21 protein-coding genes are annotated in these 22,297 nt (G+C 73.9%); 13 read left to right on the top strand and 8 right to left on the bottom strand.

From position 1 onward, the window contains the following. From Q0L15_RS19305 to Q0L15_RS19295, 3 genes are all read right to left on the bottom strand, one after another. Positions 1-1,103 (bottom strand): chorismate-binding protein (locus Q0L15_RS19305; RefSeq protein WP_296606173.1); only part of this gene is annotated, 1,103 nt, incomplete at its 3' end. Between the two features lie 42 nt (positions 1,104-1,145). Then, positions 1,146-3,803: an MBG domain-containing protein gene (locus Q0L15_RS19300; RefSeq protein ID WP_296606171.1), complete on the bottom strand. Its 2,658-nt coding sequence runs from the start codon at positions 3,801-3,803 to the stop codon at positions 1,146-1,148. Continuing rightward, on the bottom strand, positions 3,796-4,602 hold the full coding sequence (locus Q0L15_RS19295; RefSeq protein ID WP_296606170.1) for a DsbA family protein: 807 nt from the start codon (positions 4,600-4,602) through the stop codon (positions 3,796-3,798). The genes Q0L15_RS19300 and Q0L15_RS19295 overlap by 8 nt, the downstream gene beginning before the upstream one ends. 231 nt (positions 4,603-4,833) lie before the next feature. On the opposite strand from Q0L15_RS19295, the gene Q0L15_RS19290 reads away from it, so the two are divergent. Genes Q0L15_RS19290 through Q0L15_RS19270 form a run of 5 tightly spaced genes read left to right on the top strand, consistent with a single transcriptional unit; the run spans position 4,834 to position 8,083 of the window. Then, the gene (locus Q0L15_RS19290; protein WP_296606167.1) at positions 4,834-5,178 is read left to right on the top strand and encodes a hypothetical protein; all 345 of its coding nucleotides are present in this window, start codon (positions 4,834-4,836) and stop codon (positions 5,176-5,178) included. Beyond that, the gene (locus tag Q0L15_RS19285) at positions 5,175-6,527 is read left to right on the top strand and encodes a WXG100 family type VII secretion target (protein WP_296606165.1); all 1,353 of its coding nucleotides are present in this window, start codon (positions 5,175-5,177) and stop codon (positions 6,525-6,527) included. Before Q0L15_RS19290 ends, Q0L15_RS19285 begins: the two co-directional genes overlap by 4 nt. A 1-nt stretch (position 6,528) precedes the next feature. After that, positions 6,529-7,065 (top strand): hypothetical protein, encoded by a 537-nt coding sequence (locus Q0L15_RS19280; RefSeq protein ID WP_296606164.1) that lies wholly within the window; start codon positions 6,529-6,531, stop codon positions 7,063-7,065. Next, positions 7,062-7,532: a hypothetical protein gene (locus tag Q0L15_RS19275; RefSeq protein WP_296606162.1), complete on the top strand. Its 471-nt coding sequence runs from the start codon at positions 7,062-7,064 to the stop codon at positions 7,530-7,532. Before Q0L15_RS19280 ends, Q0L15_RS19275 begins: the two co-directional genes overlap by 4 nt. After that, positions 7,529-8,083 (top strand): hypothetical protein, encoded by a 555-nt coding sequence (locus Q0L15_RS19270; RefSeq protein ID WP_296606161.1) that lies wholly within the window; start codon positions 7,529-7,531, stop codon positions 8,081-8,083. The genes Q0L15_RS19275 and Q0L15_RS19270 overlap by 4 nt, the downstream gene beginning before the upstream one ends. On the opposite strand, the gene Q0L15_RS19265 is transcribed toward Q0L15_RS19270, so the two are convergent. Beyond that, positions 8,076-10,277, bottom strand: coding sequence for a UvrD-helicase domain-containing protein (locus Q0L15_RS19265; protein WP_296606159.1), 2,202 nt, complete (start codon positions 10,275-10,277; stop codon positions 8,076-8,078). The genes Q0L15_RS19270 and Q0L15_RS19265 overlap by 8 nt on opposite strands. A gap of 126 nt (positions 10,278-10,403) precedes the next feature. Further along, positions 10,404-11,177, bottom strand: a complete 774-nt coding sequence (locus Q0L15_RS19260; RefSeq protein WP_296606157.1) for an enoyl-CoA hydratase-related protein — start codon at positions 11,175-11,177, stop codon at positions 10,404-10,406. A 64-nt stretch (positions 11,178-11,241) separates the two neighbouring features. Between Q0L15_RS19260 and Q0L15_RS19255 the strand changes: the two genes are divergently transcribed. The 7 genes from Q0L15_RS19255 to Q0L15_RS19225 all read left to right on the top strand — a co-directional run bounded on the left by Q0L15_RS19255 (position 11,242) and on the right by Q0L15_RS19225 (position 18,936). Beyond that, positions 11,242-12,756, top strand: coding sequence for a molybdopterin-dependent oxidoreductase (locus Q0L15_RS19255; protein ID WP_296606156.1), 1,515 nt, complete (start codon positions 11,242-11,244; stop codon positions 12,754-12,756). A gap of 124 nt (positions 12,757-12,880) precedes the next feature. Continuing rightward, the gene (locus Q0L15_RS19250; RefSeq protein ID WP_296606154.1) at positions 12,881-13,540 is read left to right on the top strand and encodes a fasciclin domain-containing protein; all 660 of its coding nucleotides are present in this window, start codon (positions 12,881-12,883) and stop codon (positions 13,538-13,540) included. A 42-nt stretch (positions 13,541-13,582) separates the two neighbouring features. Further along, a complete protein-coding gene (locus Q0L15_RS19245; protein WP_296606153.1) occupies positions 13,583-14,209 on the top strand; it encodes a sigma-70 family RNA polymerase sigma factor in 627 nt (208 codons plus the stop codon). Next, entirely contained in the window at positions 14,206-14,940 is a 735-nt protein-coding gene (locus Q0L15_RS19240) for an anti-sigma factor (protein ID WP_296606151.1), read from the top strand. Before Q0L15_RS19245 ends, Q0L15_RS19240 begins: the two co-directional genes overlap by 4 nt. Next, positions 14,937-16,928, top strand: a complete 1,992-nt coding sequence (locus Q0L15_RS19235; protein ID WP_296606150.1) for an FAD-dependent oxidoreductase — start codon at positions 14,937-14,939, stop codon at positions 16,926-16,928. Before Q0L15_RS19240 ends, Q0L15_RS19235 begins: the two co-directional genes overlap by 4 nt. Then, positions 16,925-18,157 carry a class I SAM-dependent methyltransferase gene (locus tag Q0L15_RS19230; protein WP_296606148.1) on the top strand — a complete coding sequence of 411 codons (1,233 nt, stop codon included), beginning with the start codon at positions 16,925-16,927 and terminating at the stop codon, positions 18,155-18,157. Before Q0L15_RS19235 ends, Q0L15_RS19230 begins: the two co-directional genes overlap by 4 nt. Further along, positions 18,154-18,936: a DUF1295 domain-containing protein gene (locus tag Q0L15_RS19225; protein WP_296606146.1), complete on the top strand. Its 783-nt coding sequence runs from the start codon at positions 18,154-18,156 to the stop codon at positions 18,934-18,936. Before Q0L15_RS19230 ends, Q0L15_RS19225 begins: the two co-directional genes overlap by 4 nt. A gap of 1 nt (position 18,937) precedes the next feature. Here the strand turns inward: Q0L15_RS19225 and Q0L15_RS19220 are convergent, their stop codons facing one another. Next, on the bottom strand, positions 18,938-19,321 hold the full coding sequence (locus tag Q0L15_RS19220; RefSeq protein WP_296606145.1) for a PLD nuclease N-terminal domain-containing protein: 384 nt from the start codon (positions 19,319-19,321) through the stop codon (positions 18,938-18,940). A 76-nt stretch (positions 19,322-19,397) separates the two neighbouring features. Here Q0L15_RS19220 and Q0L15_RS19215 point away from each other — a divergent pair, with 76 nt between their 5' ends. Beyond that, positions 19,398-19,961, top strand: coding sequence for a protein-L-isoaspartate O-methyltransferase (locus Q0L15_RS19215; RefSeq protein WP_296606143.1), 564 nt, complete (start codon positions 19,398-19,400; stop codon positions 19,959-19,961). Positions 19,962-19,979: 18 nt separating this feature from the next. Here the strand turns inward: Q0L15_RS19215 and Q0L15_RS19210 are convergent, their stop codons facing one another. Together Q0L15_RS19210 and Q0L15_RS19205 are read right to left on the bottom strand one after the other, a co-directional pair. Continuing rightward, the gene (locus Q0L15_RS19210; protein ID WP_296606142.1) at positions 19,980-20,648 is read right to left on the bottom strand and encodes a hypothetical protein; all 669 of its coding nucleotides are present in this window, start codon (positions 20,646-20,648) and stop codon (positions 19,980-19,982) included. A gap of 134 nt (positions 20,649-20,782) precedes the next feature. Next, on the bottom strand, positions 20,783-22,186 hold the full coding sequence (locus Q0L15_RS19205; protein ID WP_296606140.1) for an FAD-binding oxidoreductase: 1,404 nt from the start codon (positions 22,184-22,186) through the stop codon (positions 20,783-20,785). Positions 22,187-22,297: the final 111 nt, after the last annotated feature.

Below are 22,297 nucleotides of genomic sequence, written 5' to 3'. Positions count from 1 at the left end.
GTCACGGTGAGCCGGCCGTCGAGGTCGACGTCCGCCGTACGGATCACGATCGGGCTGTCCACGACCGGGCCACCCACCTCGTCGCGGCCGAGGATCGCCAGCGCCGCGCCGTAGTAGCCGCGCCCCTCGGTCTCGTACTGCTTGATCAACCGGCAGGCGTTCTCGACCGGCGACCCCGTGACGGTCGCGGCGAACATCGTGTCGCGCAGCACCTCGCGGGGGTCGCGGCCGGTGCGACCGGCGAGCAGGTACTCGGTGTGCACGAGGTGGGTCATCGGCTTGAGGAACGGTCCGAGCACCTGGCCTCCCTCGTTGCAGATGTCGCACATCATCTTCAGCTCTTCGTCGACGACCATGAAGAGCTCGTAGATCTCCTTCTCGTCGCGCAGGAACTCCAGGAGCCGGCCCTTGAGAGGGGCGTCGTCCTCGCGCGGGATCCGGAACGTGCCACTGATCGGGTTCATCCGCACGTCGCCGCCGTGGATGGAGACGTGCCGCTCGGGGCTGGCGCCGATCAGGTAGCGGTCGCCGGTGAAGAACACGTAGGTCCAGTAGGCGCCGCGCTCGCGCTCGAGCAGCCGGCGGAAGACCGTCAGCGCCGTCTGAGGCCCCCAGTCGGCGACGGTCGCGCGGTAGTGGCGCCCGACGACCAGGTTGGCGCCCTCGCCCTGCCCGATCTCGTCGTGGATGATCGCGGCGACCAGCTTCGCGTAGTCCTCGTCGTCGGTCTCGAAACCGCCGCGATCGGCGAACTCGACCCCGGTGTCGTCGATCGCCTCGACGACCTCGGCGACCGAGAACTCCAGCTCGGTCTCGACGTCGACGACCACGAGCGGTGCGCCGTCGTCGTGGGCCTCGAACCCGCGCTCGCGGACCTGCCGGAACGGGACCGCCAGCAGCCGGTCGGCGATGTGCCCCGGCTGCGGCACGCCCTCCTCGAGGGGTACGTCGAGCAGCGACTCGACCACGCGCCGCCGGCCGCCCACCAGGCCGACGGTGTCGCGGTCGCCGGCGCGCGTGGAGCGGCGGATGATCGCCCACGCCTCGTGCCCCTGGAGGGCCGCGATGGCTTCCCGGGCGTCAGGCGTGGGGTGCGGGGTCATGCCGCGACTCTAGTGAGGCTGCGCGGTCGGCCGTGCCACGTCTCAGCCGGACGGCAGCGTGCAGCTGTTGGTGCAGCCGTCGGAGTCGATCTGGTTGCCGTCGTCGCACGCCTCGCCGTACGTCACCTTGCCGTCACCGCAGAAGTCGCCGGTCAGGTTCAGGATCGAGCTGCAGCTGCCGGTGCAGGCGGTACACGAGGCCATGCCGTACGGGCACGACGTCTCGCTCTCGCTGTTCCCGTCGTCGCACACCTCCTCGGCCTGCCGGACGTTGTCGCCGCAGTAGCCGCCGGTGAGGGGACGCACGCCGGTGCACGAGGAGTTGCACGTGTTGCAGGTGGCCTGGCCGTACGGGCACGACGCCTCGTCGACGGTGTTGCCGTCGTCGCAGGTCTCGGCGTCGGTCACCTTGAAGTCGCCGCAGTAGTTGCCGGTCAGGTTCAGGACGGCCGAGCAGGTCGCGTTGCACGCGTTGCAGGTCGCGGCGCCGTAGGGACACGACGACTCGGTGGTCGTGTTGCCGTCGTCGCACGCCTCGGCTGCCTGCTTCACGCCGTCGCCGCACACCGCGACCGCGCCGGTCACCGTCAGCGTGCCCGGGACGACCGTTGCCACCGTGTAGTTGGGGTCGGTGGTCGACCCGCACGTGATCGCGTAGGTCCCGGCGGTGTCGTGCGGGCCGGCGACGCCACACGTCACGCCGGCGAGCGTCAACCCGGCGGGGTCGGTGGTGTAGGTGAAGGCGGGGTCCGGTGCACCGGCGGCCCTGCTCTGGTCGTCGGCGCGCACCGTCACCGGCAGCGGGCTGACCTCGAGACCGCCGACCTCGTAGTCGATCGCGTAGCTCGTGGCGCTCAGCCCCGTGCAGCCGCTGATCACGTAGGTGCCGACGTTGCCGGGCGTCGTCGCCGTCGTGCAGGTCAGGTCGCCGGTGACCACGGCGGCCGTGTCGCCGTTCACCAGGTCCGCGGCCACCACGTCGGCGGTGTAGTGCGCATCGGCGCCGTACACCTGCGTGCCGTTCACCCGCACCCGCAGCGCCTTACGGGTCACCTGCATCGGTCCGTGGTCGTAGCTGATCGTGTAGCCGGTGGCGCTCAGTCCGCTGCAGCCGGAGATCGCGTAGCTCCCGATCGCGCTGGCGGCGGTGGCGGACGTCTGGCACGACAGCGTTCCGTGCAGCACTGCCGCGGTGTCGCCGTTGACGAGCCCGGAGGTGATCGTGGAGGCGTACGTCGGAGCGCCGCCGTAGGTCTGCGTCCCGGTCACCCGGACCACCAGGGTCCCCGCGGTCACCGTCAGGGTGCCCGGCACCGACGTCTGGCTGTAGTTGGGGTCCGTCGTGGTGCTGCAGGTGATGGGGTACACCCCCGCGGCGCTGTGGACCGGGCTCACCGAGCAGCTGACGCCCGCGAGGCGGAGTCCCGCGGGGACGGTGGTGTAGGTGAACGCCGGGTCGGCCTGACCGGCCACCTTGGTCTTGGCGTCGGCGCGCACGGTCACCGCCAGCGGCGCGACCCGCACGGCGCCGTAGGAGTAGCCGATCGTGTAGTTCGCCGACCCCAGGCCGGTGCACCCGGTGATCGGGTAGGACCCGACGCCGCTGCCCGAGGTCGCGGTGGTCCGGCACGACAGCGTCCCGGTGACGACGGCGGCCGTGTCGCCGTTGACGAGACCGGAGAGCTGGTCGAGGGCGTACGTCGGGGCGCCGCCGTAGGTCTGGGTGCCGGAGACCCGCGCGGTGAGCGGTGCGGGCGTCACCCGGAGCGTGCCGGGCAGGTAGCGGTCGACCACGTAGTCGGGGTCGCGCGCACCCCCGCAGGTCACCGGGTGCTCACCGACCTTCGCGTGGGGTCCGCTCACCTCGCAGGTCACACCGGCCAGGCCCGCGTCCGACCCGACGAGTCCGTCGACGGTGTAGGTGAACGCGGGGTCGGTCGCGCCGTAGACCCTGGTCGCCGAGGCGGCCGTCACCGTGACGTGCCGAGGCTCCACCACCAGGTCGGCGAAGCCGCTCAGCGCGCCGAGGGTCGCGGTGACCACGTGGTCGCCTGCGTGGGCGCCCGCTCCGCAGACGGGGCCGGTGCAGCCGCCGTCGGGTGCCAGCGTGAACGACGCACGGTCGGTGACGTCGTCGCGGCGGTTGCCGAAGGCGTCCTCGGTGAACGCCCGGAACGGCCGGCTCCCGCCGTACGTCATGGTCGCGCTGGGCGGCGTCAGCACCAGGTGGTGCGCCTTCGCCGCTTCCACGGTGAACGACGCGCGCGTCGTCCGGGAGCCCGACCGGTCCGAGACGGTGGCCTCGAGCTGGTAGCGACCGGCCTTGGTGGGCAGCCGTCCGGCCGCGCTGATCTCGATCGACGCCCCGGACCGGCAGGTCAGCCCGGCGACCGCGAGGCCGGCCTGGGTCAGCCGACCGGCGCCGGACCGGCAGCCGTCGGCGTCCACCCGCACGCTCCCGCGCTGCGGGCTCGGCCAGCCGTCGGGCAGCGCCACGGACAGGGTCGCGCGGGTGAGCGGCCCGGCGGGACGGACCGTCACGGCCACCCGGGTCGAGGCTCCCGCGGCCCGGGAGCCGGCGGAGACGTCGGCACGCAGCGCCGGGGCGGCGTACGACACGGACACGAGCCCCGCGGGGCCGAGGAGCGACAACAGCGCAGCGACCGGCGCGAGAAGGGCGCGGCGCAAGCGATCAGTCATCGGCCAGCAGGCCGTCGATGACCTGCTTGAACTCGTCGATCGGCTTGGCGCCGACGAACCGCTGACCGTTGATGAAGAACGTCGGCGTGGCCGAGACGCCGTAACGCTGGCCGTCGGCCTGGTCCGCCGCCACGACCCCCGCCTTCTCGCCCGAGCTCAGGCACTGGCCGAAGGTGCGGCCGTCGAGCCCGACCTCCTTGGCGTAGGCGCGCAAGGAGGCCTCGTCGAGGGCGTCCTGGTGGGCGAAGAGCGCCTCGTGGTACTCCCAGAACCTGTCCTGGTCGAAGGCGCACTCCGCGGCCTCGGCCGCCTTCTGGGCGTCCGGGTGGATGCCGGTGATCGGGAAGTGCCGCACCACGAACCGGACCTGGCCGTCGTAGGCCTTCAGCAACGCCTCCTCGGTGTCGCGCGCGAACGCCCCGCAGTAGGGGCACTGGTAGTCGGTGAACTCGACGACGGTCACCGGCGCGTCCGCGTCCCCCTGGCTGGGCCGGCCCTCGACGCTCACGTCCGGCACGACCGCCGGCGGCGCGCTGGTCTCCGGCTGGGTGGGGGCGACGGGAGCGGTGGCGGGAGCGGACGCGGCCGCAGGCGGAGCCGTGCCGTCGGCGCCGTCGTCGGGCGCGGTACCGCGACCGATCGCGAAGCCGCCGCCGGCACCGACCAGCAGCCCGAGGACGAGGCCCAGGACGCCGTGCAGGACGGCGCGGGGAACCCGGATCGTCACCAGGTCCTCGCGGGGTCGGGCCTGCGGCAGCCCGGAGCCCGGCGTCGTCTCCTCGGTCGGCTCGGAGTCCACGTGCCACCTCTCGCTCTGTGCCCGCCCGGCGCGAGGCGGACAGACGCTATCCGAAAATGGGGCCCTCGATCGCGGGCTTCACCTCCGCGCCGCCGGGTGGTCTAGCCGGGGCCCGGGGGTGACTCGGCAGGCCTCCGTTTGACCGGCCGGCACAGCGGGAAGAACGCCCTGCGGTGCCACCGGTCCGCCCGGACGCGGCACCGACACGGGCTCGGGACGGGAGGACCAGGGATGCGGACCGCGGACGGAGGCGGCGGGGCGGTGCTGCGGCTGTCCCCCGAGGTCGCGGAGCGGGTGCGGACGACGTTCTCCGAAGCGGCGGGCCGGCTCGAGCACCAGTCCTCCGCGGCTCCGCGGCTGGGCTCCTCGGTCACCGAGGGCGCCGGCGAGCTCTCCGGGAGCATCGCCGCCGAGGCGGACATGTTCGGCGCCGCCTGGCGCACGACCCTCGACGTGCTCGGCACCTCGGCCGCACTCATCGCGGGCAACACCAACAACCTCGCCGTCGACCTCGAGGCCCTCGACACCGGGCTCTCCGTCCCCGACATCAGCGGGCCGGGCGGGCGAGCCCGATGAGCGGCCAGTTCACCCTCGACGTCCACCCGGGTGCCCTCCGGCACGCCGCAGCCACGATCGCCACGCTCCACGAGGAGCTCGTGCACGCCGCGACCCGACTGGGAGCCGTGCCCGACGAGATCGAGGGCCAGTGGACCGGCGCCGCCGCGTCCGCGACGATCCCCGAGATGCGGGCGATGGCCCGCGCGCTGCGCACCTCGGCGCCCCACCTCGAGACCGTGCGCGCGAAGCTCGTGGGCCTCGCCGAGGACTACGAGCAGGCGCAGGGCCGCGTGCGCCAGCTCAACCGGCAGTGGGAGGACGCCGCTCCGCGCGTCCCGCCCGATGCGGAGCAGGATCCCGAGGACCCCGACGGCATCCGCGCGTGGCAGCACGCGGTGACGGCCTCCCAGAACGCCCGGGCCGGGCTCACCCAGGCGATGGCCGACCTGCGCGAGCACCTGGCCGAGCGCACCCGCGCCTGCGCCTCGGCCCTGGCCGCGGGCCTCCCGGTCTCCGTCCAACCGGTGTGCGGCCCGGACGGCAGCCCGCCGGTCGACGCGACCAAGCTGCTCGCCTCCCTGCCGATGACCGCCGCGCGCACCCTCAAGGACACGATGCCGCCCGGGCCCGAGGGGGACCAGCCGAGCGACAGCGAGCTCGTCGAGCTGATGCGCGAGGCCGGCAGCACGGTGCTCGACGAGACCGAGAAGTTCTTCACGACCTGGGGCGGCTTCGCGCCGCCCGACGACATGGGTCCGATCACCGGCGCGGTCTACGCGCTCGGTCTCGCCGGCAACGTCGCCGGTGCCGCGAGCGACATCGCCCTGCACGGTGTGCTCCAGAACTTCCAGCCGCTCATCGACGGTCACCGCTACAAGCTCAACGGCTGGCGCGGCTTCGACGCGAGCTTCTGGGAGCGCTTCAAGGCCGCCAACAACGACTCCAGCTGGCGGGCCAAGCCCTACAGGGCGGCGGCGCGCGACGGCTGGCGCACCACCGGCAGGTGGGTCAACCGGGCCGGTACCGTCGTGGCGGGCGTCGCGGCGGGGTACGACGAGTGGGCCAACAGCGACGAGACCGAGACCGACCGCCGCGTGACCGAGGCGGTCACCGTCGGCGGCGCCACCGCCGCCGGGGCATGGGCGGGCGCCGAGGGCGGTGCCTGGCTCGGTGGCGCGATCGGCACCGCGATCTGTCCTGGCGTCGGTACCGTCATCGGTGGCTTCGTCGGGGGCGTGGTCGGCGGGTTCGTGGGTTCCGAGGTCGGCAGCGCGGTCGGCGGGGCGATCAAGGACGGTGCGGCCGACCTGGTCGACGGCGCCGGCGACCTCGCCAGCGACATCGGCGATGCAGTGAAGTTCTGGTGAGGTGACCATGCTGGTGTTCGTCGTGCTCGGCGTCGTCCTGCTGCTCGCGGCGGTCGGCGTGCTCGGCTACCGCCGCGGTTCGCGGCGAGGCGGGTGGCCGGGACCGGTGCCTGCCCCTCCCGCGCCCGACGTACCGCAACCCTGGCAGGCCCTGCGCGACCGCGTCGCCGCGGCGCTCCCGGCCCTGCCGGTGGGCGCGACGCTCGTCGTCAGCGACGACGGCACCGAGAGCCACCTCTACGTGCGCTACCAGCGGCTGGGCGACGTGATGACCCTCGACGCGTCCGGGTCCCAGGCGTGGGGCGGGCCGTGGCCCGTCGAGCCCGCCCAGGACGAGCGCATGCACCAGCTGGGCTGGCAGCGACCGGCCGATCGGCGAGGCGCCTACGACCGGACCTCGGACTACCGCCTCGACGTGAGCACGGGCTCGGCCGTCGGTGCCGACCTCGCTGCGACGCTCGCCGCCCACGGTGTCGTCGCCCTCGCGACCCTCGGTGGCGCGTCCGACCACGACTGGCAGTGGGAGCAGTACGCATGACCTCGACGCTGCACCTGTTCGGCGCGCGGGTCCCCACCCCACTCGGCTGGGAGCCGGTCGACACCGGCTTCGCGGGCGTCGCCGCCGTGGTGGAGCCGGTCGACCCCGCGGCGCCCGAGGCCTTCCGGGCCTCGCTCACGCTGAGCGTGGAGCAGCTCGGCGACGCCGACCTGCGCACGTGGCAGGCGACCGCTGAGGCCGCGGCGACGGCCGGGCTGCAGGACCACCGCGTGATCGACCGCGAGCACACCGACGTCGCCGGGCGGCCGGGGGGCCGCCGCCTGGCCCACCACGTGGCGCCGTCGGGAGCGGCCGTGGTGCTCGAGCAGTGGTTCGTGGTGGCCGGTGGCGCCGGCTGGACGCTCAGCGCGACCGTGGACACCGCCCGCTACGACCTGCTCGCCGACGAGCTCGCCCTGTCCGTGGCCGCGTGGGTGGTCCCGGACCGGCTGGAGGTGTCGGCGTGACCGAACCGACCGGAGGCCTCGTCGCCTCGGTGGCGGACTTCGAGGCGCTCGCCGCCGAGGGGACCGTCGCGCCCGTGCAGGACCCGGCCGCCGTCCTCCACCTGGACACGGCCACGCGGACCACGAGCCGCACCACGCTCGGCTGGCTCGGCTCCGGCGAGGCCGCCCTGCTGGTGCGCGACACCCGCGCCACCGAGCTGCTGCGCTGCCCGGCCGACCAGCTGCCGGTCGCGCTCGCCCGACTCACCTCGCTGGCGCCGGTCACCCCCTCCGAGCGACGCGAGCGGCCCCTCACCGACAACCCGATGGAGACCCTGCTCGGCGACGAGCCGGTCGCCCGGCGCGCGGCGTTCGACGAGCTCGACGCCCACCTGGCGTTCACCCTCGGGATGCGCACCGAGGAGGAGGAGCGGTTGCTGGCCGTGGTCACCGGCCCGTCCGGCACCTGGCTCCTGGAGCCCCGGCCCGACGATGGTTGGTCGCTGCGGCCGGTGCCGAGCACCGAGGTCTACCGGCGCTTCTGCGCGCTCGTGCCGCTGGCGCTCAGCTGAGCGTCGTCAACAACTGCGTCGCGCGGGTGAGCACGACGTACAGCGTCGCCTTGCCGGTCGCCGACTCGTCCTCGATCTCCTGGGGACGGACGACGACGATGCCGTCGAACTCCAGGCCCTTGGTGTCGAGGCCGGTGAGGACGACGACCCGGTCGTCGCCCGACGGCGTGACGGTCGAGTCGACGGCGGCCCGGGCGCCGGCCGCGTCCTCGGCGAGCTCGGGCCAGGACGCGAGCCAGGCGTTGACCTCGGAGCGGCGGGCGACGGGCACCACGATGCCGACGGTGCCGTCGACCTGGGCGGCCATCTCGACCACCGCCTCGCGGGTCGCCGCCTCGAGGTCGGTCACGCCGGTGACGGTCCGCGGCTCGACGCCCGTCGAGCGCACCGCGGTCGGCAGGTCGGCGTCGAGGCCGACGCGCTCGGCGTACGCCGCGGCGTGGGCGTAGATCTCCGAGGAGTTGCGGTAGTTGGTCGAGAGGTGGAACTCGTGGACGTCCTTGCCCTCGAGCGCCGCGGCCCGCGCGGCTGCCGACTCGGCGGGCACCGGCCACGACGACTGCGCCGGGTCGCCCACGATCGTCCACGAGGCGGTGCGGCCGCGTCGTCCGACCATCCGCCACTGCATCGGCGTGAGGTCCTGCGCCTCGTCGACGAGAACGTGGGCGAACGGGTCGTCCTCGATGCGATGGGTGGGCGGCGCCCAGGCCCTCCCGGCCGGGGCGTACTCGCGGTCGGCGGCCGTGAACAGCTCCTGCATGTCGACGCCGCCCTCGAGGAGCCCCGTGTCGTCGAGGTCGCGCTCGTCGTCGGTGCGGGCCGGGACGTCGCCGATCGCGTAGCGCAGCTCGTCGAGCAGCGGGATGTCCTCGATCGACAGGTCGCCGGGGCCGCTGACGTTGCCCCACGACTTGAGCAGCAACCGCTGCTCCTCGGCGTTGACGACGCCGTCACCGGCCCGGGCGAGCAGGTCGGGGTCGCGCAGCCAGCCGAACACCTCCACCGCGTCCAGGGGCGGCCACCACGCCGCGGCGAAGTCGACGAACGCCTGGTTCGACAGCATCTCGTCGTCGAAGGCCTCGCGGCCCCGCTCGCGGCCGCGCTCACCGCGCACCTGGCGCCACATCACGTCGAGGAGCGCGCGGGGGACCCGCGGCAGCTGGCGGTTGCGGCGGCCCTGGGACATCAGCTGCCGGCGCAGGCGGCCGAGCTCGCCGCGGTCGAGGACGATCGTGTCGTCGCGCCAGAAGATGCGGAAGTCGCGCGGACTGCCCGGCGCCTGCTGGCGCGCCGTACGTCGCATCAGCTCGGCCATCCGGGCCGAGCCCTTGACGTCGGCGACGGCCGGCTCGTCGTGGCGGGTGGCGCGCACTCCGTCGACGACCTCGCCGAGCGAGCGCAGCGCGACGGCGGTCTCGCCGAGGCTCGGCAGCACGCGCTCGATGTAGCGCATGAAGACCCCGCTGGGTCCGACGATCAGCACGCCGCCGCCCTCGTAGCGCCGCCGGTCGTTGTAGAGCAGGTAGGCCGCGCGGTGCAGCGCGACCACGGTCTTGCCGGTGCCGGGACCGCCGGAGATGGACACGACGCCCTTGCCGGGCGCCCGGATCGCCTTGTCCTGCTCGGCCTGGATGGTCGCGACGATCGAGTGCATCGACCGGTCGCGGGCGCGGGAGAGCTGCGCCATCAGGGCACCCTCGCCCACGATCGGCAGGTCGGCGCCCGACCGCTCGAGCGCCTCGGCGTCGAGTAGCTCGTCCTCGACGCCGACGACCCGCGGGCCGGCCGCGCGCAGGACGCGGCGCCGGACCACGCCGTGCGGCTCGGCCGCGGTGGCCTGGTAGAACACGGCGGCCGCCGGGGCTCGCCAGTCGATGAGCAGGGAGTCGCGGTTGGCGTCACGCAGCCCGATCCGGCCGACGTAGCGCGGCTCGGGGTCGACGTCCTCGGTCATGTCGAGGCGCCCGAAGACCAGGCCCTCGTGAGCGGCGTCGAGCTGGGCGATCCGGCGCGCGGCCTGGAAGACCATCGCGTCGCGCTCGACCAGCCCGCCCTCGTGGCCGAGCCGGCCGCGGCTGTGGCCCTCCTTGGCCAGCGCCTGCGCCTGCCGGGCGGACTCACCCAGCTGGACGTACACCCGGTCGACGAACGCCTGCTCGGCAGCGATCTCGCGCTCGACCAGCTCTTCGGACAACTCTGGAATCCCCTCCACACCGGAGCCCGATCCCCGATCGGCTCTGGATTGATTCAGCGAGTCGTCAAGCCTACCTGCTGCCTCGGGCCCCGACCGCGGGGTTCGCGGATCGACCCCCGATCGCGCTCAACCCTTCGGGCGGGAGAGGAACGCCGTCATCGCCTCGCGCGCCTCGTCGGAGGCGAAGAGGCGGGCGGAGAGCTCGGCCATCTCGCCGCCGTGGGCGTCGAGACGAGCGACCAGGTCGCGGTTGAGGATGCGCTTGGACTCGCGCAGCCCCTGAGCGGCCCCGGTGGCCAGCGAGGCGCAGACCTTGTCGATCTCCTCGTCGAGGGCCTCCGCGGGCACCGCGGCGGTGACCAGGCCGTACGCCGCGGCCTGGGCTCCGGTGAACACCTCGCCGCCGAGGGTGGTGAGGGCGGCAGAACGCGGGGTCATCCGGGCGTGCACGGTCAGCGAGATGATCGCCGCGGCCAGGCCGAGCTTGACCTCGGTGAGCGCGAACGTCGCGTCCTCGGAGGCGATCGCGATGTCGGAGGCGGCCACGATGCCGATGCCGCCGGCCCGGACCGGGCCACCGAGCCGGGTGACCACCGGCTTGTCGAGGGTGAGGATCAGCCGCTGGAGCTCGACGATGCGGCGGGTGCCCTCCTCCATGCCCCCGGTCGACGCCTCCGAGAGGTCGGCGCCCGAGCAGAAGACCCGGCCCTCGGACCGGAGCAGCACGACCTTGACCGCGGGGTCGGCGGCGGCACGTTCCAGCCCCTCGAACAGCTCGGTGACGAGCTGGCGGGAGAGCGCGTTGCGGTTGTGCGTTGAGTCCAGCGTGAGGGTGGCGACCGCCTCGCCGGCGGGGCCGGAGACGGAGTAGTGCACGAGCTCTGCGGGGGCGTCGGACATGCGGCACATCCTGGCACGGCGGGCGCGGACCATCCGGCAGGGTGGCGCGCTCCGAACCACCCCCATGACGCATCGCCTCACCTCTGCCGCCCACGGAGCGCTCGCCACCCTGGTGGGGGTGGCGGCCGGCCACCTCGTCGCCGGACTGACCGAGCCCGCCGCCTCGCCCGTGCTGGTCGTCGGCTCGACGGTGATCGACCTGACCCCGACCCCGCTCAAGGAGTGGGCGATCGCGCAGTTCGGCACCCACGACAAGACCGTGCTCGTCGGGTCGGTGATGGTCGGCGTGATCGCCCTGGCCGGGGTCGCCGGCCTGCTCGCGCGTCGCCGGTTCGGGTACGGCGCGGCGCTGCTGCTGGCGCTCGTCGCGATCCCGGCCGGCGCCGCCCTGACCCGCGCCGGGGCGGCTCCCACCGACGTGCTGCCGAGCATCGTGGCCGGTCTCGCCGGGGTGGCGGCGCTCGCGTGGCTGACCCGCCGCCGGGCGGCCGGGGCGGCGGCCGATGACACGACCGCTCCCAGCAGGCGGGGCGTGCTGGTCGCGGCCGGGACCCTCGGTCTCGCCGCGGTCGCGATGGGTGGCGCGGGCCGGTGGCTGGCGTCGTACCGAAGCCGGACGGTGAGCGTCGACCTGCCCGCCGCGGCCGACCCGGCGCCCCCCTTCCCGCGCGGGCTCGACGACCGCGTCCCCGGCGTCAGCCCCTTCCGCACCCCGACCGGGGACTTCTACCGGGTCGACACCCGCCTGACGCTGCCGATCGTGGACCTCGACGGTTGGTCGCTGACCATCGACGGCGACGTCGAGCGCGAGGTCACCTTCAGCTTCGAGGACCTGGTCGCGATGCCGCTCGTCGAGCGGGACATCACGCTCACCTGCGTCTCCAACGAGGTCGGTGGCGGCTACATCGGCGCCGCCCGCTGGCTCGGCGTCCGCCTCACCGACCTGCTCGACCGCGCCGGCATCGACGGCACCCGCGCCGACCAGCTGCTCAGCACCGACGTCGACGGGATGACGATCAGCACCCCGCTCGCCCTGGCCACGGACGGGCGCGACGCGATGATCGCGATCGGGATGAACGGCCGGTCGCTGACCCGCGAGCACGGATTCCCCGCCCGGATGGTGGTGCCGGGCCTCTACGGCTTCGTCAGCGCCTGCAAGTGGATCACCCGCATCACGCTGACGACGTACGCCGACCAGGAGGCGTACTGGACCCGCCGCGACTGGGCGACCGACGCCCCGGTCAAGATCTCCAGCCGGATCGACACCCCTCGCCCGCTCTCGACGGTCGACGCCGGGCGGACCGTGATCGGCGGGGTGGCCTGGGCCCAGCACCAGGGCGGCGTCGAACGCGTCGAGGTGCGCATCGACGGCGGTCCCTGGCAGGAGGCCCGGCTCGGCCCCTCGGCCGGCAACGACTACTGGCGGCAGTGGTACCTGCCGTGGACCGCCGAGCCCGGCCGGCACGCGCTCGCCGTGCGCGCCACCGACGGCGAGGGCGACGTCCAGACCGCCGTCCGCACCACACCGTTCCCGGCGGGCTCGAGCGGCGTCCAGGAGGTCGTCGTCAACGTCCGCTGACCCCGGACTGGTCGACCCGCCCGAAAGTTTCGGGCGGGTCGACCAATCCGGCGGCGACGCAGGTCCGAACAACTCACATCTCGGCCGCAGAGTCCCTCACGAACTCCACGCGAAAGGTTCCACCATGAACACCCGCTCCCTCCGCCGCTCGACCGCCCTCGCCTCCCTCGCCCTGGTCGCCACGTTCGGCCTCGCCGCTTGTGGCGGCTCGGACTCCGACGGCGAGGCCTCGGACGCGATGGCCGACACCCCCACCTCCAGCGCGCCGGCCGACATGGGCTCCGACGACGCCGGCTCCGACGCGATGGACGCCGGCGCCGCCACCTTCGGTCCCGGCTGCTCGGCCATCCCGGACTCCGGCGCCGGCTCCTTCAACGGCATGGCGACCGAGCCGGTCGCCACGGCCGCCAGCGCCAACCCGCTGCTCAAGACGCTCGTCACCGCGGTCGGCGAGGCCGGCCTGGTCGACACGCTCAACTCGGCCGACGGCATCACCGTGTTCGCCCCGACCGACGACGCGTTCGGCAAGATCCCCCCGAAGGACCTCAAGGGCGTGCTGGCCGACAAGGACCTGCTCACCAAGGTGCTGACCTACCACGTGGTCGCCGGGCAGCTCACGCCCGCGGACCTCGCCGGCACCCACGAGACCCTCGAGGGCGAGAAGCTCACCGTGAAGGGGTCCGGTGAGGACTTCACCGTCGACGACGGCGCCAAGGTGCTGTGCGGCAACATCCCCACCGCCAACGCCACGGTCTACGTCATCGACTCCGTCCTGATGCCCTGATCCTGGGTACCCCAGGAACCGAGATCGAGCGAGGATCCATCCGTGGACCACATCCGCCCCGTCGGCGCCGGCGCCCCGTCCCCTGAGGACGGGGCGCCCGGCGCCGGTGCCGACCCGGCCGGCCGGCCCGACCTGGCCGAGCTGCTGCGGCTCTCGTCGCGTGGCGACGAGCAGGCCTTCGCGAGGCTGTACGACGCCACCTCGGCCCGCGTCTTCGGGCTCGCGGTGCGGGTCGTGCGCGACCCGGCCCAGGCCGAGGAGGTCACCCAGGAGTCGTTCCTGGAGATCTGGCGCACCGCGTCCCGCTTCGATCCCGCACGCGGCAGCGCCCTGTCATGGCTGCTGACCATCACCCACCGCAAGGCGGTCGACCGGGTCCGCTCGGCCGAGGCGGCGACCCGCCGCGACGCGACGTACCACGAGCAGAACCAGCCGGTCGAGCACGACTCGACCGCCGAGGCCGCGCACGCGTCCCTCGAGGCACACCGGGTCCGCGGCGCGCTCGCGGCCCTCACCGAGGTGCAGCGCGAGGCCGTCGGCCTCGCCTACTTCGGTGGCTACACACACACGGAGGTGGCGACCATGCTCGACCTACCGGTCGGCACCGCCAAGACCCGCATCCGGGACGGACTGATCCGGTTGCGTGACGCGATGGGAGTGGGCTCATGAGCGACTACGACGCACACGCGTTGTCGGGTGCCTACGCCGTCGACGCCCTCGACGACCTCGAGCGCGCGGCGTTCGAGCGTCATCTGGCCGAGTGCCCCGAGTGCCGCGACGAGGTCGCCTCCTTGCGCGAGGCCGCCGCGACGCTCGCGGAGACCACGGCCCTCGAGCCGCCCGCCGCGCTGCGCGACCGGGTGCTCGCCGGCATCGCCACGACCCGCCCGCTCCCCCCCGAGGTCCCCGCGCCCGTGGCGCTCGACTCCCGTCGCCGCCCACGACGCCGGCTCAACCTGCTGGTCGCCGCGGCCGCCGCCGTGCTGGCCGTCGGCGGGGGTGTCGTGCTCTGGGAGCAGCCCTGGCAGGACACCACCCACCAGCAGCTGTCGGCGATCGACACGGTCCTCACCGCCTCCGACGCCAAGCGGACCTCGCTGGACTTCGACGGCGGGGCCAAGGCCACGCTCGTGCACTCCGACACCGTCGGCCGCGCGGTGCTGGTGACCGAGAAGATGCCGCCGCCCCCGGCCGGCAAGGTCTACCAACTGTGGCTCGACCAGCCCGGCAAGGGCATGGTCTCGGCCGGGCTGATGCCGATCCGCGAGGACCAGCGGGTGCTGCTCTCGGGCGACGCCGCGACCGCGACCGGCGCCGGCATCACCGTCGAGCCCGAGGGTGGCTCACCGGAGCCGACCTCGGCGCCGATCGCGCTCTTCGACTTCGGCAGGAAGGCGTGAGCAGCCGCCACGTCGCGGTCGTCGGGTCCGGTGTCGCCGGGCTGACCGCGGCGTACGTCGCCTCCCGCACGGCGCGGGTGACGCTGTTCGAGGCCGACGAGCGGCTCGGCGGGCACGCCGACACCCATGTCGTGCACGACCCCGCCGCCGGCCCCCTGGCGATCGACACCGGCTTCATCGTGCACAACGAGCGGACCTACCCGACCCTGCTGCGGCTGTTCGGCGAGCTCGGCGTCGCGACGCAGGAGTCCGAGATGTCGATGTCGGTGCGCGACGACGCCACCGGCCTGGAGTACGCCGGGGCGCTCGGCCCGCGGGGTCTGTTCTCCTCACGCGCCAACCTCACGAACCCGGCGTACCTGCGGATGCTGACCGAGGTGCCCCGCTTCCACCGACGGGCCCGGGCCCTGCTCGCCACCGCCGGCGACGACCTCGCGCTGGGCGACTTCCTCGACCGGCACGGGTTCTCGACGTACTTCCGTCGGCACTTCATGGAGCCGCTGGTCGCCGCGGTCTGGTCGTGCGACCCGGCGGTCGCGCTGGCCTACCCCGCTCGCTACCTGTTCGCGTTCCTCTCCCACCACGGGATGCTCAGCATCAGCGGCTCCCCGCAGTGGCGCACCGTGACCGGCGGCTCGCACGAGTACGTTCGCCGGGTCGCGGCCGCGATCGACGAGGTGCGGCTCGGCGCCAAGGTCACCTCGGTGCTCGAGACCCCCGACGGCGTCGAGGTCACCGACGGCAACGGCCTCGTGACGACGTACGACGCGGTGGTGATCGCCACCCACCCGAGCCAGGCGCTGGCGATGCTCGCCGACCCGACGCCCGCCCAGCGCGAGGTGCTCGGCGGGATCGGCTACTCGCCCAACGTCGCGCTGCTGCACACCGACACCTCGCTGCTCCCGCACGCCGCCCAGGCGCGGGCGTCGTGGAACTTCCGTCGCCCGCTCGGGGAGCGCGGCCACGTGACGGTCACCTACGACCTCACCCGGCTGCAGCGGCTCCCCACGACGACGCGCTACCTCGTCACGCTCGGTGGCGAGGACCTCGTCGACCCCGAGGCGGTGATCGCGCGGATGGAGTACGAGCACCCGCTCTACACGCCGTCGTCCGTCGCCGCCCAGCGCCGGCTGCCCGAGCTCGACAGCGACCGGGTCGCGTTCGCGGGCGCCTACCACGGCTGGGGGTTCCACGAGGACGGTGCGCGCTCGGGGCGGGCGGCCGCGGAGCGGCTGGGGTTCCGCTGGGGTGGTGTCGAGGCTCACGCGCCAGAGCGCCCTCGCACCTCAACCACCGAGACGGGCGTCTACGACACGACCATCACCCACGTCCGGCGCTCGCCGTTCACGCGCTCGTTCACGCACCGCTCGCACACCTGGCTGGTGGACCTCGACGACCTGCCCGAGCACGGCCTGCTCGCCCGCTTCGAGAGCCGCGACCACCTCGGCGACCCCGCGCGGTCGATCAAGGAGAACCTCGCGGCGTTCCTCGCCCGGCACGGCGTCGAGCTCGGAGCGGGCCGGGTGCTGATGGCCGCCCACCCACGGGCGTTCGGCCACTGCTTCAACCCGATCAGCGTGTTCTGGGTGACCCCCGAGCAGGCGGACCCCTGCGTCGTCGTCGAGGTGCACAACACCTACGGCGACCGGCACGCCTACCTCGTCCACCCCGACGAGCGCGGGCGCGCGACCACGCCCAAGCAGATGTACGTCTCGCCGTTCCACGGCATGGAGGGCACCTACGACCTGAGGGTGCCGCTGCCCGGCGAGCGGCTCCAGGTGAGCGTCGCGCTGCGCGACCACGAGGGCACCGACGGCGCGCGCTTCAGCGCCGCACTCACCGGAACCCGTTCGAGCCTCGGCCCCTGGCGGGCCGCCCCCGCGGCGTTGCGAGGCGCCGCGCTGATCCGCACCCACGGCATCGCGCTGTGGCTGCGCCGACTGCCGGTCCGACCGCGACCGGTCCACCACCAGGAGGGAGTCCGGTGACCATCGCCCCCACCCGTTCCGCCTCCGGCCGGTGGCCGGGGCTGGACGCCGTCCCGTCCGGCCTGCGCGCCGGCGTCTCGTCGGCGGTCGCCCGGCGCCTGTTCCTCGGCGCCGTCGACGGCCTCGACGTCACCGTCCACGTCGGTGCCGACACCTACGGACGCGGCGGTCCAGCGATGACCGTGCACCGACCCGAGGAGCTCTACGCACGGCTGGGCCGCGACGGCCTGATCGGGTTCGGCGAGGCCTACCTGACCGGCGCCTGGACCTCCGCGGACCTCACCGGGTTCCTGACCGAGCTGGCCGCGAACGTCGCCGACCTGATCCCGCGCCCGCTGCAGCGGGCCCGGGCGCTGGTGCAGCGGCGCACGCCGCGCGCGCACCGCACCACCACCGACCGCACCCGGGACCTGATCGCGCACCACTACGACCTGTCCAACGACCTGTTCGGGCTCTTCCTCGACGAGTCGCTGAGCTACTCCTCCGCGCTCTTCGACGGCGACCCCGACGAGCCGCTGGTCCTGGCGCAGCACCGCAAGATCGACCGGCTGCTCGACGAGGCCGGAGTGGGGAGGGGCACCCGCGTGCTCGAGATCGGCACCGGCTGGGGCGAGCTCGCGATCCGCGCCGCCTCCCGGGGCGCGACCGTGCACACGGTGACGCTCTCCTCCGAGCAGCAGGCACTCGCCCGGCAGCGGGTCGCCACCGCGGGCCTGTCCGACCGGGTGACGATCGAGCTGTGCGACTACCGCGAGATCCACGGTGAGTTCGACGCGGTGCTGTCGGTGGAGATGATCGAGGCGGTCGGCCACGACTACTGGCCGACGTACTTCCGCACGATCGACCGGCTGCTCGCGCCCGGCGGTCGCGCCGCGATCCAGGCGATCGTGATGCCGCACGACCGGATGCTGGCCACCCGCGGCAGCTTCACCTGGATCAACAAGTACATCTTCCCCGGCGGCTTCCTCCCCTCGGCGCAGGCGATCGACGAGGTCACCGCGCAGCACACCTCGCTGCGCGTCACCAACCGGCTCGCCTTCGGTGCCGACTACGCCGAGACGCTGCGCCGCTGGGACGAGGCGTTCCTCGAGGCCGAGGGCCAGGTGCGGCTGCTCGGCTTCGACGAGACGTTCGTGCGGATGTGGCACTTCTACCTGTGCTACTCGCGCGCCGGCTTCGCCTCGGGCTACCTCGACGTCCAGCAGCTGACGCTGGAGCGCCCCGCGTGAACGACCTGCTGCTCGTCGCGGGCCTGTCGCTGCTGGCCTCGTCGGTGGTGATGACCGTGACGGCGTACGCCGCCGCGCGCGCCGGCCGGGTCAGCGTGGTCGACGTGGGCTGGGGCCTCGCACTGATCGCGGTGGCGCTGGTGTGCGCGGTGCTCGGCGGCACCTGGCACTCCTGGCTGCTGGCCGGGCTGGTGCTCGCCTGGGGCGGCCGGCTCTCGACGCACATCTTCGTGAAGTCGCGCGGCCACGGCGAGGACCCCCGCTACGAGGCGATGCTCGGCGGCACGCTCGACCGGGTCGGGATGGCCCACGCGGTGCGCAAGGTCTTCGCCGTGCAGGGCGCGGCCGTCTGGCTGGTCTCCCTGCCGCTGCAGGCAGCCGCGGTGGCCGACCTGGAGTGGACCTGGATCGTGTGGCTGGGCCTGGCGGTCTGGGTCGTCGGCGTGGTCTTCGAGTCGGTCGGCGACGCCCAGCTGGCGGCGTACAAGCGCGACCCCGACCGGGACCCGGTGATGGACCGCGGGCTGTGGTCGTGGACCCGGCACCCCAACTACTTCGGGGACTGCTGCGTGTGGTGGGGCCTGTGGCTCGCCGGGGGCCTCGCGTCCGGCTGGGTCGCGGGCCTGGCCTCGCTCGCGGCGCCGATCGCGATGACGATCTGGCTGGTGTGGATCACCGGCGCCCGGCTGCTGGAGAAGACGATGATGAAGCGGCCCGGCTACCCCGAGTACGCCGCGCGCACGTCGATGTTCGTGCCGCTGCCGCCGAAGCGCGGCTGACCTACTGCTCGCCGGCCTCGCCCTCGGCCTGGCGCTTGCGCTGGGCCTCGTAGGCCTTGCGCTGCGACTCGGCCCGCTCGCGGACCTGGCGGAGGAACTCGTCGTCCCTCTCCGGATCGGTCGCGGCGGCCCGGCCGGGGCGGTCGTACTCGGGGAAGTGCGGCGTCTCCCGCTCGTACGGCGAGCGGCGGCTCACCCGGTCCTCGGGTCGCCCGGCGACGAGCCAGGCGATCGACCCGACGAACGGGAAGAAGAGGATCAGCAGGATCCACCCGACCTTGGGCAGGTTGCGGATGCGGTCCGCCGGGGCGCCGATCGCGTCCACGAGGCAGAAGACCCACAGCGCGAACGTCGCCACACCGAGAAGCAGCTCGACCTTGATCACGACCGCGAGTCTGGCTCACGCGGGTCCGTGGCGCCACCGGTTCCGGCGGGTCCGGGAGCGGTGGGAGACTCGAGGTATGACGACCGATCGGGTCGACGCCGCGTTCGCGGCGGCTCCGCGGGAGTGGTTCCTGCCCGAGCACGATCGCACCCGGGCGTCCTACGACGGGCCGATCGAGATCGGCCACGGCCAGACGAACTCCCAGCCGCGCACGGTCGCGGCGATGCTGCGACTGCTGGACGTCCGCGCGGGGGACCGGGTCCTCGACGTGGGCTCGGGGTCGGGCTGGACCACCGGCCTGCTCGCCGAGCTGACCGGACCGGGCGGCACGGTGCTGGGACTGGAGCTGGTGCCCGCGCTCGTGGCGTTCGGCCGGACCAACCTGAGCCGCGGCACGTGGCCCTGGGCGCGGATCGAGCAGGCCGCGCCGGGCCTCCTCGGCGACCCCGCGCACGCGCCGTACGACCGGATCCTGGTGTCGGCCGAGGCGCGCCGCCTCCCCGACGAGCTCGTCGAGCAGCTCGGCCCCGGTGGTCGGATGGTGATCCCCGTGGCCGGCGAGATGCTGCTGGTCGTCGTCGGTCTCGACGGTCTCGAGGTCAGCAGGCACGGCTCCTACCGGTTCGTGCCATTGCGCTGACCGGTCCTCCCCGGACGCTCAGGAGGAGTAGGCGTAGGCCTCCCACCCGACCCAGGTGGTGCTGGTGGCCGTACGCCAGGACCCGACCACCTCGTGGTCGGTCTGCCAGTGGCCCTTGAAGCAGACGTGCTGGTGGCAGACCTCGAACCGCCGGTCGCTGACGTGCGCGTTGCCGATCACCGTCTGGCCGATCTTGAAGCCCACGACCTGGTGGCCGGCGTAGGAGAGGTGGATGCGCGTGCCGTGGTGGTCCGACCCCATGTAGGTGCCCTGGTACGGCGGCGGCGTCGGCTGGAAGTGGGTGGTGAACGCGGTCCACGACTGCGAGCTGCCGTGCCGCCAGGCCCCGTGGACGACGCTGTCGCTGACCCACTGGCCCTTGAAGCAGTAGCCGTTGTGGCAGGTCTCGTGCCACGCGCCGTTGGAGACGTGGGCTCCGCCGATCACCAGGTGCCCCACGGTGAAGTGGGTGAGCTGGTTGTGGTTGCCGAAGCTGAAGGACACCACGCGGCCGCTGTGGTCGGTGCCCTGGTAGACGCCGTGGTGCGGGATCACGTTCCTCGCCTGGGCCTGCACCTGGGCCTGCACCTGGGCCTGCACCTGGGCCTGGGCGGCCGGAGTGCCGGCGAGCCCGACGCCCGCCACCCAGAGGAGCGCGATCACGAGGGCGGAGAGCCTGCGGGTCATCGAGACACCTTTCGGTCGATGGTCCCGAGACCGAGGAAGCCGGCGGCTCGCCCGGCCGTGGACGCTACGGGCGCCCGGGGGCCGCGCACCATCGTCCGGTCGGGGCTGGTCCAGACCCTGGGGTCGGCGCTCGGTCACCGCGCGTCCCCGGGGCGCCCCCACCCGGAGGGCGAGGCCGACGCACCCGCCGAGCCCCGCCGGCGCGGCTCGATGTTGTGGTTGAGCGCGAAGACGTTGCCCGGGTCGTAGGCGGCCTTCACCGCCGCGAGGCGCTCGTAGGTCGCCGGCGGGTACGCCGCCGCGAGGTCCTCGGGCGTGGCCGAGCCCTGGAAGTTCAGGTAGGTGCCGGTGCCATGCATCGCGACCTCCCGCCAGGGAGCGAGCATCGGCTCGACCGAGGCGTCGGCGAGGTCCGCGGGCACCATGAACCCGCACACGACCAGCGCCTCCGCGTCGCGGTGGGCGAACGCCGTGGCCTGCGCCGGGACCCGGCCGAACGCGCCGCCGAGGCTGCGCACCGCCACCGCCGCGGGGACGGGCGAGCGGTGGAGGCGCGCGATCGCCTGCGCGAGGTCCGCACTCAGCGTGGGCGCCAGGATGTTGCGACCGATCACGCGGACGCCGGGCGGGTGGTGGGCGTCCTCGAGGACCTCGGCGTACCTGCGCTCGGCGACGGTCGCCTCGAGGACCGTGCCGAGCTCGAGCAGCGGCTCGATCGCGGCATCCGCCTCGGTGACCGAGGCCCCGGGCTCGCCGGCGTAGCAGAGCAGCACGGTCGCCGCCGGCGGCGACCCCGGCAGCTCGGGCATCAGCACCAGGGTGCTGGAGAGCTCGTCGGGCGCCCGGCGCATCGCGTAGCGCCAGCGCAGCAGCAGGTCCGCCGGGTCGTCGGGCCGGTAGACCGCCCGGCCGACGTGCACGCCGCCCACCGGCTGGGCGACGAAGTCGAAGTCGACGACCACACCGAAGTTGCCGCCCCCGCCACGGAGAGCCCAGAAGAGGTCGGGGTGCTCGTGGGCCGAGGCCGTGACGAGGCGGCCGTCCGCGGTGACCACGCGGGCGCCCACGAGGTTGTCGACGGCCAGCCCGTGCCGGCGCACCATCCAGCCGATCCCGCCCCCGAGGGTCAGTCCGCCGACGCCGACGCTCGTGGTGTCGCCGGAGGTCAGGCCCCAGTCGTAGGGGTCGAGCGCCGCGGCGACAGCGCCCCACCGAGCGCCGCCGCCGACCCGCACCAGGCGCCGATCGGTGTCGAGGACCTCCACGGCGTCCAGGCGGGCGAGGTCGATCACCAGGCCGTCGACGTTGGTGCCGTGGCCGAGCACGCTGTGGCCGCCCGAGCGCACCGACACCGGCAGCTCGTGGCGCACCCCGTACGCGACCGCCTCCGCGACCTCGACCGGGCTGCGTGGCCGCACCACCAGTGCCGGGCGTCCCGTCCCCGCGAACACGCGGGCCGCGTCGTCGTACTCGTCGTCGCCGGGCCGCAGGACCTCGCTCGCCAGCTCCTCGTCAGGGTCGATCTCGTGCAGGCTCATCGCCGTCTCCTCGTGTCTCGTCGTCGGGACACCGATCGTGCTGCGGCCGGAGGTGGTGGCGCGTCGTCCCTGGGGCGTCACTTCGGCCTACGCGGTGGGCGGGCCCGCGCC

Source organism: Nocardioides sp., assembly GCF_024509035.1.
Classification (GTDB): Bacteria; Actinomycetota; Actinomycetes; order Propionibacteriales; family Nocardioidaceae; genus Nocardioides.
The sequence above is the reverse complement of the archived record's forward strand: the minus strand, read 5'-3'. Positions and strand labels throughout refer to the sequence as shown.

What these genes read in the sequence shown, in the direction of transcription:
- Q0L15_RS19300 (WP_296606171.1), bottom strand. Translation starts at nt 3,803, where the DNA reads ATGACTGATCGCTTGCGCCGCGCCCTTCTCGCGCCGGTCGCTGCGCTG.
- Q0L15_RS19290 (WP_296606167.1), top strand. Translation starts at nt 4,834, where the DNA reads ATGCGGACCGCGGACGGAGGCGGCGGGGCGGTGCTGCGGCTGTCCCCC.
- Q0L15_RS19285 (WP_296606165.1), top strand. Translation starts at nt 5,175, where the DNA reads ATGAGCGGCCAGTTCACCCTCGACGTCCACCCGGGTGCCCTCCGGCAC.
- Q0L15_RS19275 (WP_296606162.1), top strand. Translation starts at nt 7,062, where the DNA reads ATGACCTCGACGCTGCACCTGTTCGGCGCGCGGGTCCCCACCCCACTC.
- Q0L15_RS19260 (WP_296606157.1), bottom strand. Translation starts at nt 11,177, where the DNA reads ATGTCCGACGCCCCCGCAGAGCTCGTGCACTACTCCGTCTCCGGCCCC.
- Q0L15_RS19255 (WP_296606156.1), top strand. Translation starts at nt 11,242, where the DNA reads ATGACGCATCGCCTCACCTCTGCCGCCCACGGAGCGCTCGCCACCCTG.
- Q0L15_RS19250 (WP_296606154.1), top strand. Translation starts at nt 12,881, where the DNA reads ATGAACACCCGCTCCCTCCGCCGCTCGACCGCCCTCGCCTCCCTCGCC.
- Q0L15_RS19240 (WP_296606151.1), top strand. Translation starts at nt 14,206, where the DNA reads ATGAGCGACTACGACGCACACGCGTTGTCGGGTGCCTACGCCGTCGAC.
- Q0L15_RS19215 (WP_296606143.1), top strand. Translation starts at nt 19,398, where the DNA reads ATGACGACCGATCGGGTCGACGCCGCGTTCGCGGCGGCTCCGCGGGAG.
- Q0L15_RS19210 (WP_296606142.1), bottom strand. Translation starts at nt 20,648, where the DNA reads ATGACCCGCAGGCTCTCCGCCCTCGTGATCGCGCTCCTCTGGGTGGCG.
- Q0L15_RS19205 (WP_296606140.1), bottom strand. Translation starts at nt 22,186, where the DNA reads ATGAGCCTGCACGAGATCGACCCTGACGAGGAGCTGGCGAGCGAGGTC.